At 43.4% G+C, this 16989-nt stretch carries 14 protein-coding genes; 2 read left to right on the top strand and 12 right to left on the bottom strand.

Annotation, left to right across the window (positions count from 1 at the left end; genetic code table 11):
* Nucleotides 1-17: 17 nt before the first annotated feature.
* The 6 genes from MKO06_RS13575 to MKO06_RS13550 form a co-directional block, all read right to left on the bottom strand.
* Complete coding sequence (locus MKO06_RS13575) at nucleotides 18-749, bottom strand: shikimate dehydrogenase family protein (RefSeq protein WP_241552609.1); 732 nt, start codon at nucleotides 747-749, stop codon at nucleotides 18-20.
* Nucleotides 746-1762: a DUF368 domain-containing protein gene (locus MKO06_RS13570; RefSeq protein WP_241552608.1), complete on the bottom strand. Its 1017-nt coding sequence runs from the start codon at nucleotides 1760-1762 to the stop codon at nucleotides 746-748. The genes MKO06_RS13575 and MKO06_RS13570 overlap by 4 nt, the downstream gene beginning before the upstream one ends.
* Nucleotides 1749-2687: a polyprenyl-phosphate transporter gene (locus MKO06_RS13565; RefSeq protein ID WP_241552607.1), complete on the bottom strand. Its 939-nt coding sequence runs from the start codon at nucleotides 2685-2687 to the stop codon at nucleotides 1749-1751. Before MKO06_RS13565 ends, MKO06_RS13570 begins: the two co-directional genes overlap by 14 nt.
* 39 nt (nucleotides 2688-2726) lie before the next feature.
* Nucleotides 2727-4124: a tetratricopeptide repeat protein gene (locus MKO06_RS13560; protein WP_241552606.1), complete on the bottom strand. Its 1398-nt coding sequence runs from the start codon at nucleotides 4122-4124 to the stop codon at nucleotides 2727-2729.
* Between the two features lie 87 nt (nucleotides 4125-4211).
* A complete protein-coding gene (locus MKO06_RS13555; protein WP_241552605.1) occupies nucleotides 4212-5411 on the bottom strand; it encodes an aspartate aminotransferase family protein in 1200 nt (399 codons plus the stop codon).
* Nucleotide 5412: 1 nt separating this feature from the next.
* Nucleotides 5413-7218, bottom strand: a complete 1806-nt coding sequence (locus MKO06_RS13550) for an OstA-like protein (RefSeq protein ID WP_241552604.1) — start codon at nucleotides 7216-7218, stop codon at nucleotides 5413-5415.
* 228 nt (nucleotides 7219-7446) lie between these two features.
* Here MKO06_RS13550 and MKO06_RS13545 point away from each other — a divergent pair, with 228 nt between their 5' ends.
* Entirely contained in the window at nucleotides 7447-8244 is a 798-nt protein-coding gene (locus MKO06_RS13545) for a ferritin-like domain-containing protein (RefSeq protein ID WP_241552603.1), read from the top strand.
* 31 nt (nucleotides 8245-8275) lie between these two features.
* Entirely contained in the window at nucleotides 8276-9127 is an 852-nt protein-coding gene (locus tag MKO06_RS13540) for a ferritin-like domain-containing protein (RefSeq protein WP_241552602.1), read from the top strand.
* A gap of 54 nt (nucleotides 9128-9181) precedes the next feature.
* On the opposite strand, the gene MKO06_RS13535 is transcribed toward MKO06_RS13540, so the two are convergent.
* From MKO06_RS13535 to MKO06_RS13510, 6 genes are all read right to left on the bottom strand, one after another.
* The gene (locus MKO06_RS13535; protein ID WP_241552601.1) at nucleotides 9182-10453 is read right to left on the bottom strand and encodes an adenylosuccinate synthase; all 1272 of its coding nucleotides are present in this window, start codon (nucleotides 10451-10453) and stop codon (nucleotides 9182-9184) included.
* Nucleotides 10454-10465: 12 nt separating this feature from the next.
* Nucleotides 10466-10921, bottom strand: a complete 456-nt coding sequence (locus tag MKO06_RS13530; RefSeq protein WP_241552600.1) for a Fur family transcriptional regulator — start codon at nucleotides 10919-10921, stop codon at nucleotides 10466-10468.
* A 24-nt stretch (nucleotides 10922-10945) separates the two neighbouring features.
* Nucleotides 10946-13162, bottom strand: a complete 2217-nt coding sequence (locus tag MKO06_RS13525; protein ID WP_241552599.1) for a RelA/SpoT family protein — start codon at nucleotides 13160-13162, stop codon at nucleotides 10946-10948.
* Between the two features lie 35 nt (nucleotides 13163-13197).
* Nucleotides 13198-14436, bottom strand: coding sequence for a M48 family metallopeptidase (locus MKO06_RS13520; protein WP_241552598.1), 1239 nt, complete (start codon nucleotides 14434-14436; stop codon nucleotides 13198-13200).
* Between the two features lie 12 nt (nucleotides 14437-14448).
* The gene (locus MKO06_RS13515) at nucleotides 14449-15255 is read right to left on the bottom strand and encodes a TrmH family RNA methyltransferase (protein WP_241552597.1); all 807 of its coding nucleotides are present in this window, start codon (nucleotides 15253-15255) and stop codon (nucleotides 14449-14451) included.
* A 415-nt stretch (nucleotides 15256-15670) separates the two neighbouring features.
* Nucleotides 15671-16981, bottom strand: coding sequence for an amidohydrolase family protein (locus tag MKO06_RS13510; protein ID WP_241552596.1), 1311 nt, complete (start codon nucleotides 16979-16981; stop codon nucleotides 15671-15673).
* Nucleotides 16982-16989: the final 8 nt, after the last annotated feature.

The following is a 16989-nucleotide window of genomic DNA, read 5'->3' as shown; positions in this document are numbered from 1 at the left end:
CTTTAAAATACAGGGGATTAAGGCTGGGAGTTCCAAATTTCCCATGCTTTTTCAGCCTGAAGTTCCAGCATTCGTAGTCCGTTTATAACGCTGGATCCATTTTCTGCGGCCAGTTTCATCAGGCGGGTTTCTGAAGGATTATAGACAAGATCAAAAATGAGATGTTTCTCAGAGAGGTACTCAACTGGAACTGAAGGATGCTTTTCTACATTTGGATAGGTGCCCAGGGGTGTGCAATTAATGAGGATCTGGTGATCCCGAATACTGCTTTTATCAAGCTCGTCGTAGGTAAATCCTGCATCGGCATTTCGCGAAACAAAATCATACTCGATATTAAGAAGTTTCAGCGCATAAGCGACAGCTTTAGAGGCTCCGCCAGTGCCGAGGATCAAAGCCTTTTGATGATGGGATCTTAAATTAGGTTTTAGCGATTCCTTAAAACCCCAGTAATCGGTATTATATCCGGTAAGGCTTCCATCGGCTTCAAATTTGATAGTATTTACCGCCCTGATCCTTGCAGCGTGTGAATCCAGCCGGTCCAGGTATTCCATTATCTTCTCCTTATATGGAATGGTGACATTAAGTCCTGAAATATCATTAGTGCCAATGATCTCTGGAAATTCTTCAATAGAAGCTATGTCGAAATTCCGGTACCGGGCATTGATGTTTTCCTTTTCGAATTTTTCCGAAAAATATTTCCTTGAAAATGAATAATCTATATTATTACCAAGAAGCCCGAAATTCCTCATTTTTTCTGATTTTTATTTTCATACCAGGCAAGCCCCAGGACGATGAATATCCCAACCATAATAAAAAATAGGGTTAGCCAGGTTTCAGAACTAGAGAAATCTGGCCAGTACCTGTCATAATTATCGATTATCTGATTCCCTTCACGGTCCATAAGGATCTCGCCATTCTCATTCGTCTTATAGATCTTTTCCTTCCAGGGCCAGACCACTCCAAGCGAACCGGTAATAAAACCGATGATCACCGCGAAGGTTTCTTTTTTAAATCTTTTCAGAACAAAGCCAAGAAGATGTGAAAGGGAAACCAGGCCGGCAAGTGATCCTGCCGCAAAGACCATCAGGACCTGCAGCATGCGCAGGCGTTCCGGATCGTTCATAAAGCTGAAATCCAGTAAAAGCATTTCGGCCATGGTGTCATACAGCGCGTTAACCGAATCTACCAGCAATAATACATAATTACCCAGGAGAATCAGGATAAAACTACCTGAAAGCCCGGGCAGGGTCATACCTGATACGCTTATCATTCCGCAGACGAAAACGAACCAGAGATTGTCGTTTTCCCTCGCCGGTTCCAGGAAACTGATGGCAATACCGCCTGCGATTCCCAAAAAGGCGAAAACAAGCGAATTCCGATCCCATTCTCCAAAGTCCTTGCTGATGTAATAAATGGAACCAATGATCATCCCGAAGAAGGAGCCCCAAACATAGAGTTCATAATGAATTAGCAAATAATCCAGCAATTTGGATACGCTGAAGTAACTAATGAGCATACCCAGGATCAGCAATCCAAGGAACTTACCATTTAGATATTGATAGAGGCTTTTAAAGCGACCCGAAATTAGCAGTTTAAAGGCCTTTAGGTTTACTTTTTGAAGGGAATAAATGAATTCTTCATAGAAACCGGCCACAAAGGCTACGACACCACCCGAAACACCCGGGACCTTATTGGCCGCTCCCATGGCAAGTCCCTTGAGGACCAGTAGGATCTTATCTGTAAAGGTCCTAGTTTGTTGCATTGGCAGGATCGGGTTTTTTGGTAGCGATCATTTCCAGACCAACGATTAGGAAAAAACCGGCCAACATCAACACAACAGCCCAGAGAGTTTGCGGTTCCCCTTCAAAATTCCAGGGCAGGACAGAAGCTTCTCTTAACACCACTTCCTTATCGCCGAAGACCTCTGTTTCGAGCACTTTCTTCCATGGCCAGATCTTATTAAGAGACCCGGCAATAAATCCGGTAAGTACAGCCAGCGTGATATTGGCATAATGTTCAAAAAGCCACTTCAGAATCCTTGAAAAGCTAAGAAGGCCAAAGATCGCACCAAGGCCTACCACGGCCAGGGTCTTCAAATCAAAATCATGTGCAGCCTCGGTAACCGGTTTATAGGCCCCTAGCAAAACTAGGATAAAAGCACCCGAAATTCCCGGGAGTATCATCGCGCATACGGCGATAGATCCGGCGAAGAACAGGAACAAATAACTTGAATTGGCTGAAAGTGGCGGGAGGCTCACTATATAAAATGCTATGGCAGCTCCAAGGACCAGGGCTATGATGATCTGGTAATTCCACCTGGGGATCTGTTTAGCCACGAACCAGATACTGGCAAGCACAAGACCAAAAAAGAAAGACCAGATAAGAACCGGGTGATTTTCTAACAGGTAATTGGCCAGCCTCATCAGGCTGAAGATGCTGATAAGGATTCCGCAGAAAAGTGCCAGGATAAAATTCCCGTTCAGCTCTTTCCACATGGCTGAAAAACCGTTCTCTTTCCAGGTGGTAAGCAGGGAAGGTTTAACCCCGCTAATGGTGGTGATCAATTCTTCGTAAATTCCTGAAATAAAAGCGATCGTACCTCCAGAAACGCCGGGCACTACATCGGCCGCGCCCATGGCCATACCTTTAAGAGTGACCGTGAGGTAGTCCAAAAAGCTTCTCTGCATCTTCCTTAATTATGATTTCGCCCAAAGGTAGCAAAATTACTAAGAGAGCTTTACGAAGGAATTTATAATTTGACGGACGCTTTTTCGGTTAAAGATATTCGGGAAAAGCTCCTCGATAATGATATAATATTCTGAATCGATCTTCAGGGCACTGTTTAAATGAAAATAGCCTTTTTCTGCTTTATTCGTGGTGAAGAACAAACCAGCAAGTCGATATTCTATCTCTGCCGTACCCGGGTAAAATTCAAGTGCCTGAAGCATGCTAGTGATCGCGGTCTCGTATTCACCCAGACCAATGAGGATGTCACATCTTCGTATCCAGGTTTCCAGTTCATAATTCCCAAGTTCCAGGCTTTTCTTATATCCTACTTCAGCCTCCTCGTAGAATTTGAGACGGCTGTTGATCTTTGCATAGCGCTTCCAGTAAAGCACGTTCTCCTCATCGATATTGATAGCTTTGTTGATATAATAAAGCGCTTTTTGAAAATTCAGTTTCTTGATGTAGAAATCTGTAATCGCTATCCAGCCCTTATCAAGCAGTGGATCTTCGTGTACGGTTTGTTTGTAGTTCTTAAGCGCAAGATCATCACATCCCAGTTTCTCAAAACACTTTCCTATTCTCAGGTAAGCGAATGAAGTGGGGTCTTCGAGCTCCAGGGTGATATTATAGTTTTCGATGGCCTCGTTATAGCGCTTCAGTTTTTCAAGTACCTTTCCTTTTTCAAGATAGGCTCCTACGAATCTATCATCACTGATGATCGCAAAATCAAAAGCAGCCAAAGCTTTGTTGTATTCTTTGAGATCAAAATATTGTTTTCCTACCTGGTGCCAGGCAACCTCGCAATAGGGATGCTTGTCCAGGTACATGTTCAAGTACTCGATCGCTGCTTCCTTTTGATCCAGGAAATCGAAACAATACATGATATTATATAAAGCTGAATAGTCTTCTTCATCGGCTTCCAGGCATTTCATAAAACTATACTTGGCATTTTCGAAATCCTCCAGGAACAGGTATTCCATCCCGATAAGGGAAAAGATCTCGGCATCTTCCAGGGTGATCTCCAGCGCAGCCTGTAGCATGGTAATGGCTTCCTGGTGCATGTCCCTTTTCGAATAGATCTGGGCCTTCTGGATATAGATTTCCTCGTTGGAGGTTTCCAGCTCCTTTAATTCATTTAAAATACCATCGGCCAGGTCGAGTTTATCCTCGAAAACAAGGATCTCTACCTTGAACAATTTAAGGTTTACCGATGATGGATGCTGGGCCAGTCCCATCTTCACAGCCTTTTTCGCCAGTGAGATCTTCCCGTTTTCCAGATAGTGATTGATAATGTTCTCAAATTCATTGGAATCAAAGAACAGCACATCATTCGTTTTCAACATGGACTCGAACCGACTTAGGGAGAAATTATCTTCTTCGTTATGGCTTAGCTGCATAAGAGAGGGATTTAGGGATTTCTTCTGTACTAAAGTTAAAAATCAATACAGGCGATTTGGTTTTTCTGAGGCATTGTTGTTAACAAATTAATTAACATCATCTTCAGTTTGGTTCAACTCTTCGAGTATGTCAATAATAATGCCACAACCTTTCATGATTTCCTCATTAGAAATAGTCAGGGGAGGAGTGATGCGCACGGCGCGCTTCTCGAATAATAACCAGAATAATATCAGGTTTCTTTCTTTGGCTTTCAGGATTAGATCATCAGCAATTCTGGCAGATTTCATGATAATGGAAAGCATTAATCCCTTGCCTCGAATTTCACTGACCAGTGGGTGCTGTAAGAGTTTTCTGAATAATTTTTCCTTTTCCAGGGCCTGATCCATCAATTCTGTTTCGGTGATTTCTTTTAAAGTAGCAAGAGAGGCAGCTGCTATGAGAGGATTTCCGCCAAAGGTGGTGATATGTCCCAGCTTAGGATTATCGCTAAGGAGATCCATTATTTTTTCTGAAGCAGAAAAAGCTCCAATCGGAAGTCCGCCACCCATTCCTTTACCCATCACGACGATATCTGGAACAACACTAAAATTTTCAAATCCAAAAAGTTTCCCTGTTCGTCCAAAACCCGGCTGGATCTCATCGAGAATCAGCAGAGCACCGGTTTCCTGGCAACGTGCCTTTACTTTTTTGAGATAATCATTGGCTGGCATAATAAAGCCTGCACCACCCTGGATGGTCTCTAAGATTACCGCAGCCGTGTTCTCGTTTATTTTATCTAAATGAGATTCGTTATTATATTCCAGGAATGAAACATCTCCAATAAGCGGCCTGAATGGTTTTACCCGTTCCTCATAATCCATCAGGCTTAGTGAGCCCATGGTATTCCCGTGATAGGCTTGTTTGGCTGCAATGATCCCGGTACGTCCTGTAGCTCGTCTCGCCAGTTTCAGGGCTCCTTCAATGGCTTCAGTTCCACTATTAACCAGATAGGTTTTCTCCAATGGAGGGGGAAAATGTTTTGCCAGTAATTTTGTCAATTCTACGGCCGGTTGCTGCGCATACTCGCCATAAACCATCACATGCAGGTACTTCTGAGCCTGTTGGGTGATGGCAGCAACCACTTTTGAATGCGAATGACCCAGGCTGCATGCCGAAACCCCAGCTACAAAGTCCAGGTGTTGTTTGCCGTCTGTGGTATAAATATAACTTCCACTGGCATAATCTACTTCAAGGCCCAGTGGATGCGGGGTGGTTTGTGCCTGGTATTTTAAAAAATCCTCTTTCAATCTAACTATCCTTCTTTTTAGCTTTATTCGCTTTTTCGAGATTTTCAATATCCTGTTTAAGCTTTTCTTTTTCCGTATCGGGGTTGATACTGTCGAGCACCTTTTCATTTTTGAACCTGAGACTGTCTGCTTCCCGGTTCTGAAGAATAGATGGTTTTAGCCTTGAATTCTCATTGAGGAGTAAATCGTCTTTTTCTTTTCTTTTTTCAAAGAATTCCTCGGGAGCATCGGGAAGGGGAATACCTTTGATCTTGGTGAGTTCGGGTTCCGGTTTTCCTTCAAACAATCCCTCTTTGCTTAAAATTCGTTCTTCACCACGCCAGTTGAAACCTTCCAGACGCCGCTGATTAGGCGGAAATTCATTTTCCGGGGTAAGGCTGCCATCTATCTGGTTATAATAGTATACATCCTGGATTTGCCTGTTTTCGAACAGGATCTTTATGCTGCTGGCCTGGGTTTTATTGATCCCTATCAACTCACTCTCACTATTCCTCATATAGTGAAGTGTTTGAGTATTTTTATCGATTATAACCTTGGTAAGTTCATTATTATCAAAATAACCGGTAAGGATCTTTCCCTTAACCTGGTTGTAGCCGTCTATACTGTCTTTCTGGATCAGGTAGGCATTGTCAAAAACCAGCATGGAATCCAGTTTTTCTGTCTTTGGATTGCTTTGGAGGTGAATACTGTCTCCAGTCATTTGGTTATTAGCAGACCATAGAACCGGCTTTTTTGCGTTGCCCAGTGTAATAAGCTTGGTAAGTCCGGTAACCTGGTCGGTATAAATAGAGTCGCTTCTTCCGCTCATCGTATTCTCACCGGTAGGGTCTTCCTTAAAGATCCTTACATCGTAAAAACCGCGGATCACTCTTTTTTCCGGTTTCCCGGTGATCATGATGGTGTCGCTGTGAATAAAAAGAGTATCCCTGTCCTGAAGGCTGGCTGCCAGCGCCCTTTTTGTTATAAACACGGAATCCCGGTCCCGGTAAACCTCGGCATAATGCCCTGTGACCCTGCTGTCATTTACCGTATCGGTAACGCTGATATTATTAGTCGCCGAGGCAAAACTTCGTTCCCTGTTAAAATACAGACTGTCTCCTTTCAGAATTCTGTTTTCATAGTCTATCCGGGAGTTCTTTACAAAATAACCATTATCTGCGCGGGTATCGTAAAATCCCCTTTCGCAATATACCGTGCTGGTCTCACCCTTGATGGTTGAAGGACCATAAAGGTAAGCATGCCCGGTTTCTGAATAAAAATCGAGCTGTTCCGAATTGATCGTATATTCAGGATTAACAAGCTCAACATTATTGATGAAACTATACTTGTTCTCCTTCATATAATACCGGCCAATACGGCTGGTAAGTACGCTGGCGGTATCGGTTACCTTTCCGCCGCTTCGGTAATAGGCCTGTTGTTTGAGCCTGTCGAAGAATAGACTGTCTGTTTCTAAAGTGGTGTCCGGTCGCTCCATACGAACCTTTCCACTTGCAAAAGCAAACTCGGTATTCCCGTTATATTCAGCATAATTACTGGTCATACTTACAGTGTCACCCTGCTTCATCCGGATATTTCCGTAGGCCTTAAAAAAGTTGGCTTCCTTATAAAAGACAGCATTATCACACCAGACCTCGATCCCGTCATGGTTAAAATAAACCTGGTTTTCTACACTGCTTAGAATAAAGGCTCCGGGATACCTGGCTTCGTTCTGAATATTTCTATCCGATTTAAAATCGATTTCCTGGGTTTGCGCAATAGTGGCAACTGGTAGCAGGAGGCATATTATAATAAAGAGGTACTTAAACAAGCTTCGAATTTTTTTCAAAAGTAATGAAATTACCAGTAATGATTTCTTTATGTAATAAAGCCTTGGGAGAATTAAAAATGGAAAGCAGACCTTAAATTCAACTTAATGTATAAGCATACAACCTTAATTTTTCCCAAAATTCAACCTGTTTAGGAAAACCTTAACACTCTCATTAAAACCGAATCTTCTATACTATCGTAAGTTTCTATGAAACTAAAATCAAAAATTATGAAAAAACCTTTAGTGAAGGTGGATGTTATTGAAGCGTCTTCCAAAAATTCGAAAATGAAATCACGAAGGAAATTCATTAAGTTAGGTGGGCTCGGTTTAGCAGGTTCCAGCTTCTTAATGTACTCCTGTAGTGAAGATGATTTGTTTGATCCAGGTGGAGACGTGGGAGTACCAGATCCAGAACCAGACCCAGATCCGGAACCAGAACCAGATCCGGTATTCGATCTTGGAAGTGGTGATGTTGGTATTCTTAATTATGCCTATGCACTAGAGCAACTGGAAGCCGAATTTTATACCCGTGTAAGAGAGGGAGCTTATTATAGTGGCGCTCCAGCCGTGGAACAGGAGCTTATGGATGATTTATATAATCACGAAGTGATACATAGAGATTTCTTTAAGGCCGCCATTACAGCAGCAGCCGGAGAGGAAAATACCCTACCCGATCTGGAATTTGATTTTTCGTCTGTAGATTTCGACAGTAGAGATTCAGTTCTTGCAACTGCAATGGCACTTGAAGATACCGGAGTAGGAGCTTATAATGGTGCAGGAGACCGAATTGCAGACGAGACGTACCTGGTTCTTGCTGGAAAGATCGTATCGGTAGAAGCAAGACATGCTTCGGCTATCAGATCTTTGATTAATCCTAATTCGGCCGATTTTGCCGGGGATGATATTATTGATGAAAACGGGTTGGATTTAGCTTATGATCCATCTGAAGTGTTTGACATTGCCGGAGGATTTATTACCACTGAATTTACGGCGAACAATCTACCGGAACCGATGACCGGATCCTAAATCCTATCTATAACCCGAAAAAAATATTATTATGAGTATTATAAAATTACTGGATGATTTTACATCCGAGAAATTAACCACTAAATCTACCTCCAGGAGGGAGATGTTCAATACCTTGTCAAGTTTTGGTAAAAAGGCCGCTATGGCCGCTATTCCTTTTGGACTGGCCACCAATAAGGCCAATGCCGCAGCTTATTTCCAGGAGAATTCTCCGGTAGATGCCCTGCAACTGGCATTAACACTGGAATACCTGGAAGCAGAATTCTATATAATGGCCCTCGAATCTGGTGTTCTTGAAGGCGGATCTCGAGAGGAAACCGCTTTTATGCAAATATCAAAACATGAATCAGCGCACGTGGACTTTCTGGTTGCAGGACTTACCAATGCCGGGGCTACACCCGTTGATAAACCAACTTTTGATTTTACGGCAAATGGAGCCTTTGATCCCTTCAATGAAAACGGGATAGGCCAGGAAACGGCTATGGCTCAGCTTTTGGCTTTGGCCCAGGCTTTTGAGGATACCGGTGTAAGAGCTTATAAAGGCCAGGCGGCTAACCTGATGGGAACTCCATTCCTGGAGCCTGCTTTACAAATTCACTCGGTTGAAGCTCGCCATGCTTCTGAAGTAAGGCGTATCAGAGGGCTAAAAGGCTGGATCACCGGAAGTATGAGAGGAGACGGAATGCCTGAAGCTACACAGGCTGTATATGATGGCGAGGAAAATGTGACCCAGGGCGGTGTGGACCTCACCGGTTTAACTTACGAAAATGATATCGTAGGCAATGTTTCAGATGCTGTAAGCGAGGCTTTCGATGAGCCGCTTTCAGGAGAAACCGCAGCAGCGATCGCTGGTTTGTTCATCGTAAACGAAGATGATAACTAAAAAGAGAAATTAGTTGCTAAAAGAAAAGCCCTCGATTTTCGAGGGCTTTTTGATTTATCTTACGATGGTCTGGGTTCGGTCTGGTCCAACCGAAACCATTTTAATAGGCACTTCCAGTTCTTTCTCAAGAAAAGCAACATAATCATTGAATTCTTTAGGAAGGGAAGTAGCATCGGTCATCTTTGTCAGGTCTTCCTTCCAGCCTTCTACTTCTGTATAGACAGGTTCCAGGTTTTCCGGTTCAATATTATAAGGAAGATGTTTAATGGTCTCTCCTTTATATTTATAAGCGGTACAAACTTTAAGAGTCTCAAAGCCACTAAGCACATCACCCTTCATCATGATAAGCTGAGTGATCCCATTCACCTGAACGGCATACTTTAAAGCTACCAGGTCCAGCCATCCACAACGTCTCTTTCGCCCAGTCGTAGCTCCAAATTCGTTCCCTACACGTCCCATGGTTTCGCCAACTTCGTCAAAAAGTTCAGTAGGGAAAGGGCCGCTACCCACTCTGGTGGTATAGGCTTTAAAAATTCCGTAGGCTTCGCCTATATTTCTTGGTGCTACCCCAAGACCGGTACATGCTCCGGCTGCTGTGGTATTGGAAGAAGTTACAAATGGATAGGTTCCAAAATCAATATCGAGTAAAGAACCCTGCGCACCTTCCGCCAGAATGCTTTTTCCGCTTTTCATGGCATCGTGCAGGTATTGCTCACTATCGATGAACTTTAATTCTTTCAAGGTCTCAACAGCAGTCCAGAATTCCTTTTCCAGCTCTTTAAGATCATACTGAACATCCACATCATAGAAAGCGATCATCTTCTCATGCTTATCGGCAAGAGCACGATATTTCTCCTTCCAGTCTTCCATTTCGAGGTCCCCAACTCTTAACCCGTTCCTCCCGGTCTTGTCCATATAGGTAGGACCGATACCTTTTAAGGTAGAGCCAATTTTCGCTTTTCCCTTGGCAGCTTCAGAAGCCGCGTCCAGCAGGCGGTGAGTTGGAAGGATTAAATGGGCTTTTCTTGAAATGTATAATTTCGATTTATAATCGATCTTATGCTTTGCCAGGTTGTCCAGTTCCTTTTTAAAGATCACCGGGTCGATCACAACCCCGTTTCCAACAAGGTTCACGCTGTCATCATGAAAGATCCCGGAAGGGATAGTATGAAGCACGTGTTTCTGTCCGTCGAATTCAAGCGTATGCCCTGCATTGGGACCACCCTGAAAACGTGCAATAATATCGTAGTTCGAGGTGAGGACGTCAACAATTTTGCCTTTTCCTTCGTCACCCCATTGAAGACCAAGTAGTAAATCTACTGCCATGAATTTATAAACTTAGTTAGTTGATTTTTTGTTGCCGTAAAAGTATAAAGAGTGTTTCTGGATCTCGATATCAAAAACCTCCTCGATGGTTTGTTTGATACTCTGTATTCTGGGATCACAAAACTCGATAACTTCTCCGGTATCGGTAAGTATGATATGATCGTGCTGGCGGTCAAAATAAGACTTTTCATATTGAGCCTGATTCTGTCCAAACTGATGCTTTCTCACCAGTCCGCATTCCAGCAATAATTCTATGGTATTGTAAAGCGTCGCCCGGCTCACCCGGTATTTCTTGTTCTTCATTTTAATATAAAGTGATTCTATATCAAAATGATCATCGGCATTATAGATCTCCTGAAGGATGGCAAATCGCTCTGGTGTCTTGCGGTGCCCTTTATCTTCAAGATATTTGGTGAAAACGTTCTTGACGACCGCCTGATCGTTCTTATTTACAACTTTTTTGCTCATAATTTGCTCTGCAAAGGTATAAGTTTATTCACGGCTTACCTTGTCTATCCCGTTAATTTTTTTCAGCCTCTGAATGATGGTATTCAGAATATTGTTATTCTTAACGACCAGGGTGATACGCCCGCTGAAGATCCCATCTGAACTGTCAAAATTCAGGTTCTTCATGTTCACGTGCATGTTGCTGGAGATCTCCTGGGTCACCTCGCTTACCAGCCCGATATTATCAATTCCCTGCAACTTGATCACCGCCACGAAATCCTGTTGCGAACTGTCTATCCACTTGGCCTGGATGATGCGGTAGGCATAATTGCTTTGAAGCTGAAGCGCATTCGGGCAGTCCTTTTTATGAACTTTTATGCCATCGTTTACTGAAATAAATCCGAAGACATTATCACCCGGGATCGGGTTACAGCAATTCGAAAGCTTATACTCCAGTTTTTCTTCTTCTTTTCCGAAGACCAGCTGGTCGTATTTAGCCGTGATCTCTTCTTTGTGTACTTCTGTAGAGACCGAAGGTTTACTGCGGATCTTATTCTTAAAATAACTAACCAGGGCGTTGCTTCTGGAATTGGCAAAATCCTTCAGCATCTGGTTATCTATTTTTCCAATTCCTACTCTGTAGAAAAGGTCAAGGCTGGTCTTTAAGTTGAAGAAAAGCACCAGTTCATTGATCGATTTCTCATTGAACTGTATCTTCTGAGCCTTCAACTTCCTGGCAAGAATAGCTTTTCCTTCTTCGGCGATCTCTTTTTTCTCTTCTTTTAGAGAAGATTTTATCTTAGCCCTTGCCCTTGCCGTATTGGCATAATCCAGCCAGTTGATATTTGGCTTCGCGCTGTCTGAGGTGATGATCTCTACCTGGTCGCCGCTTTTCAGCTCATGGCTTAATGGTACCAGTTTGTTGTTGACCCTGGCACCACGCGTATGTAAACCAATTTCGGTATGTATGCTGAATGCGAAATCGAGCGGAGTAGATCCTTTTGGAAGGGATTTCAGGTCTCCCTGCGGGGTAAACACGAAGATCTCCTTGGAATACAGGTTTAATTTGAACTGTTCCACAAAATCTACCGCATTGATCTCTGGATTCTCCAACGCCTCCTGCAAACGGGTTACCCATTCTTCGAATCCACCTTCTTCTTTTTGGCTTGGTTTGCCCTGCTTGTATTTGTAATGGGCTGCATATCCCTTTTCAGCGATCTCGTTCATGCGTTCACTGCGAATCTGCACTTCCACCCATCGGCCTTTAGGTCCCATTACCGTAATATGCAGGGCTTCGTATCCGGTTGATTTTGGAGATGATATCCAGTCTCTCAATCTTGTAGGATTGGGTCTGAAGTGATCGGTCACGATGGAATAGATCTTCCAGGCCAGGAATTTTTCCTGAGAAGGTTCACTTTTATATATGATCCGGATCGCGAACTTATCATAGACCTCGTCAAAACTGATATTTTGTGCCTTGATCTTGCGGTTTATAGAATAGATGGATTTTGGCCTTCCCTTTATCTCGTAATCAAAATCTTCCTTGTCCAGTGAGTCCTGGATCACCTTGGTAAATTGCTTGATATAGGCATCCTGCTCCTCCTTACTTTCCTTCATTTTGGTAAGGATCTCCTGGTAGACATCTGGCTCAGTATATTTAAGGCCAAGGTCTTCCAGTTCTGTTTTTATATTATAAAGCCCGATTCGGTGGGCCAGGGGAGCGTAGATATATAGTGTTTCTGAAGCGATCTTTACCTGCTTATCCGGCCGCATCGCATCCATGGTTTGCATATTGTGCAACCTGTCGGCTATTTTGATAATGATAACCCGTACGTCGTCGTTAAGGGTAAGCAGCATTTTCCTGAAGTTTTCGGCCTGCAGGGAAACATCCTTATCCTTCTTCAGATTGGAAATTTTGGTAAGCCCATCAACAATTTTGGCTACCTGCTCACCAAACATTTCGCGAAGATCGTTCAGGGTATATCGGGTGTCTTCCACCACATCGTGAAGCAGTGCTGCAGCGATAGAAGTAGCATCCAGACCGATTTCTGAAGCTACGATCTTGGCAACCGCGATAGGGTGGAAAATATAGGCTTCTCCCGATTTCCTGCGCTGATCGCTGTGGGCATCAACAGCCGTATCAAAGGCCTTCCTGATGAGTTTCTTGTCCTCCTCGGTAAGGGTTTGATAGCTTATCCTGAGCAGTTCCTTGTACTGCCTGGCAATCTGCTTGTTTTCTTTTGCTATAGCTGCTTCGGTCATAGGTTAAAAATACAATTAAGATAGTAATGACACAACTAAAAACCGGTCTTCAGGTTGCGATATCTTTGCAACAGGCTGGGGTGTGAATAATGCACAAAAATATAGGCTTTATGTGGAGTAAGATTGCTCAATGTATTCCGGGAAAGCTTCTTCAGGCTGGAGATCAGCGAATCGGCATCGTAGGTTGAGCCTGCAAAATTATCGGCCTGGTATTCAAATTTTCGTGATATAAAATTCATTATAAGGCCTGTAATTTCTGAAATAGGACTGTATAGAATTCCGAAGGCGATAAGGCCAATATGGAAACTGGGTTCGGCGACCCCAAGCGCCTGTGAAAGTATGGGATTGCCAACAAAAACCGATAATAACCAAAGGGTAAACCCGGTGGTGATCACAGAAGCGATCAAATTGATAATAATGTGATTTTTTTTATAATGTCCTACTTCATGAGCCAGTACTGCAACGATCTCTTCTTCTTCGAGGTCGTTGATAAGGGTATCGTAAAGCGTGATCCTTTTTTCACTTCCGAAGCCTGAAAAATAGGCATTCGCCTTGGTACTTCGCTTTGAGCCGTCTATCACGAAGATATTGTCCAGTTTAAAGCCAACGCTGTTAGCATAACCCTCTATTTTATCTCTTAACGAGCCATTTTCCAGCGGTGTTTGCTTGTTGAATAGCGGAACAATGAGCTTTGCATAGAACATGTTCATAAAAACTGTGAATATTGTGATAAGGATCCAGGCATACCACCAGAAATCATCCCCGGCGAACTGGTAGAACCAGACGATCAAAGCCAGGATACCACCCCCGATAACGGCCGTCATCGCAAGACCTTTTATTTTATCCAGGAAAAAGGTGCCTTTTGACGTTTTATTAAATCCATATTTCTCTTCGATGACGAAGGTGCTGTACCACGAAAATGGGGTCATTAAAATATCGCTTCCCAGCATGATGATGCCAAAAAAGATCAGGGCGATCACAATGGAATTATCGCTGATACTTCGCGCGATTTCATCTACCCAGGCAAAACCATCGAAAATGATAAATCCCAGGGTAAGTAAAACCGAAAAGGTGGAAGTGATCATTCCAAATTTGAAGCGCTCTTTCTTATATCGCTGGGAGCGTTCGTATTCTTCGGTGTCGTAAACATCTGAAAGTTCTTGCGGCACCGGATCATTAAAATGCCTGGCGTTAAGCGAATCAAGGATCTTGTCGATCACAAAATCTATGATAATAATGCCAATGATAATATAGAATAGGGTTTCTGGTTTCAAATTTGAGATTTTTTAAATGGAACGCTGCCTGCTGGCTTCGAAGATCAATATTCCGGCAGCGACCGAAACATTCATGCTATCTATAGCTCCCTGCATGGGAATAATGATGTTCTGGGTTGAATTTTCAAGCCATTGGTCGCTGAGTCCCGTAGCCTCTGTTCCAACTACGATAGCCGAAGCCGGACTGAAGTCGATCTCGTGATAGACCCTGGACGATTGCAAAGCTGCAGCGTAAATTCCGATATTTTTATTCTTAAGAAATTCGATGATCTCTGTCGTGTTTCCTATTGCGACCTGGTTTGTGAAAACACAACCCACGCTGCTCCGGATGATATTAGGGTTATAAAGATCGGTTTTCGGGTTAGCGATGATCACTGCGTCTACTGCAGCGGCGTCGGCAGTTCTTAATAAGGCCCCAATATTTCCAGGTTTTTCAGGTGCTTCCGCAACCAGGATCAACGGATTTTGATTTTTAAAAACGATATCCTTGAGTTCATGTTCTCTACTATTGAAAACAGTGATAACTCCCTCAGTACTGCCTCGATAAGCAACTTTTTCATAAACCTCAAGGCTTATCTCGATGATCTCGGGACTGGTTTCTTCTGAAGCTTTTGCAAGCTTTATCACTTCGTCGAAATCCACTAGATTCGGACAAAAGTAGAAATGAACCGCCTCGTAACCACCTTTAAGGGCAAGCTGTGTTTCCCTTTTTCCTTCAACTATAAAAACTCCTTCTTTTTTGCGGTTCCGGGATTTATCCTGTAACTGCAGCAATCTTTTTATTTCCCGGTTCTGCGCACTCGTGATCTTCTTAAGCATGGCTGCTAAAATACGGACTTATTAGGCATTAAAAAAGCTCAGTTTAAAAGCTTAATTGCAGTAGAAAATGTTAGGCTGAGAGCAGTAGAAGGCTATCGACTATAACAAAGACCTTTGCCTTTTCTCTATTTCAAACCAGGCGCAGTGGAAGGCCAGCAGTCTTTCTTTATGGCATAAACTTCTTGGATTAGACTGTCAGCCCGAGCGGAGTCGAAGGCTATCGAAGTTAATCAAAACCTCTTTCTATTTCCACATATCAGCTCAATCTCAGTCTAAGTCTGCTGGACAGGATCAATTTTAAACTTTATGTCAGCCTGAGCGGAGTCGAAGGCTATCGAAGTTAATCAAAACTTCTTTCCATTACCACATAACAGCCTGAATGCAGTCGAAGGCCTCCAATTGCGCCGAACCTGTTCTATTCCTTATCCTCGTCCTTATATTTATTAGAATATCGCTTCCAAAGTTCCGTCTGGTGAGTTTCCAGGCTAATCGCCCTTCCGTCTATCCAGGCATGGGAAATGATGTTTGTTCTCATATCCAGCGCGTCACCTTCCGAAATAAATAGCGTAGCCGATTTTCCCTTTTCCAGGCTTCCGTAGTTCTCATCGATTCCAAGGATCCTGGCGGTATTGGAGGTGATCATTTTTAAGGCTTCTTCCTTTTCAAGTCCAAAAGCTGCTACCGTTCCAGCATAGAAGGGTAAGTTCCTTGTGTTCATTCGTTCCATCTGCCCGCTGCTTTCCAGGCCTACAAGCACTTCCTGGTCATGTAGCAATTTCGCTAATTTATAAGGGTAATCATAATCTTCGTAGTCCATGGCTGGTGTACTATGTGGCCTGTTCACAAGTACAGGTATCTCATTTTCGACAAGTGCAGAAGCAACGTCAACGGCATGGTATCCACCAACGATCACCAGATGCTGCACTCCCTGGTCTTTCTTGAATTGAACGGCATCCAGAATTTCCTTTTCTCCATTTACGTGTACGAATACTTTTTTCTCTCCGCTGAAAACCGGTTCAATGGCCAGGTAAGCCAGGTTGGTATAGTCCCGATTGCCTGAGAGATACGCTTTTGCTTCACCAAAGAAACTGCTTAGCTTTTGAAGCTCTTTATTGTATTCATCATTTGGTTTGAGATTTGGATCTTCATCCCTCCAGGGGCGTCCTCGCCTGAAAGCGGATGGCCAGTTGATATGCAGCCCGTCATCTTCCCTGATCACCGCGTCTTCCCAGTTCCATGCGTCAAACTGAACTACTGAAGAAGTTCCGGAAACCAGTCCGCCACGGGGAACGATCTGCCCGAGCAGCACTCCATTTGGTCTCATGGATTCAACGACTTTACTTTCGGCATTGTAAGCGATCAAACTCCGTACGTTCGGCAGGATCTCACCGATCTCATCCTCATCTAGCGTAGGTCTTACGGCATCGATCTCCCCGATCCCTAAAGTTGAATTAGGTGCAATAAATCCAGGATATACATGTTTTCCTTCTGCCTGAATGATTTTACCGCGGTACTGTATTTTAGTGTTGGCATCCATTACCTGGGTCAACTTTCCATCTTCGAAAATGATCAGGCTGTTTTCGATAATTTCTCCATTTCCTAGATGAGCCGTTGCGCCAACTATAGTAACGGCTTCGGTTTGTTGGGGAGCCGGGGTTTGCTGTGCCTGGGCTATAAATGGCAAACACATAAATGTTAGTAGAATTTGTCTATATATCAGTTTCATTTCTTTCA

Source organism: Christiangramia oceanisediminis (assembly GCF_022570735.2).
Classification (GTDB): Bacteria; Bacteroidota; Bacteroidia; order Flavobacteriales; family Flavobacteriaceae; genus Christiangramia; species Christiangramia oceanisediminis.
Note: the sequence above shows the minus strand (reverse complement) of the source record. Positions and strands in the feature narration are given on the sequence as shown.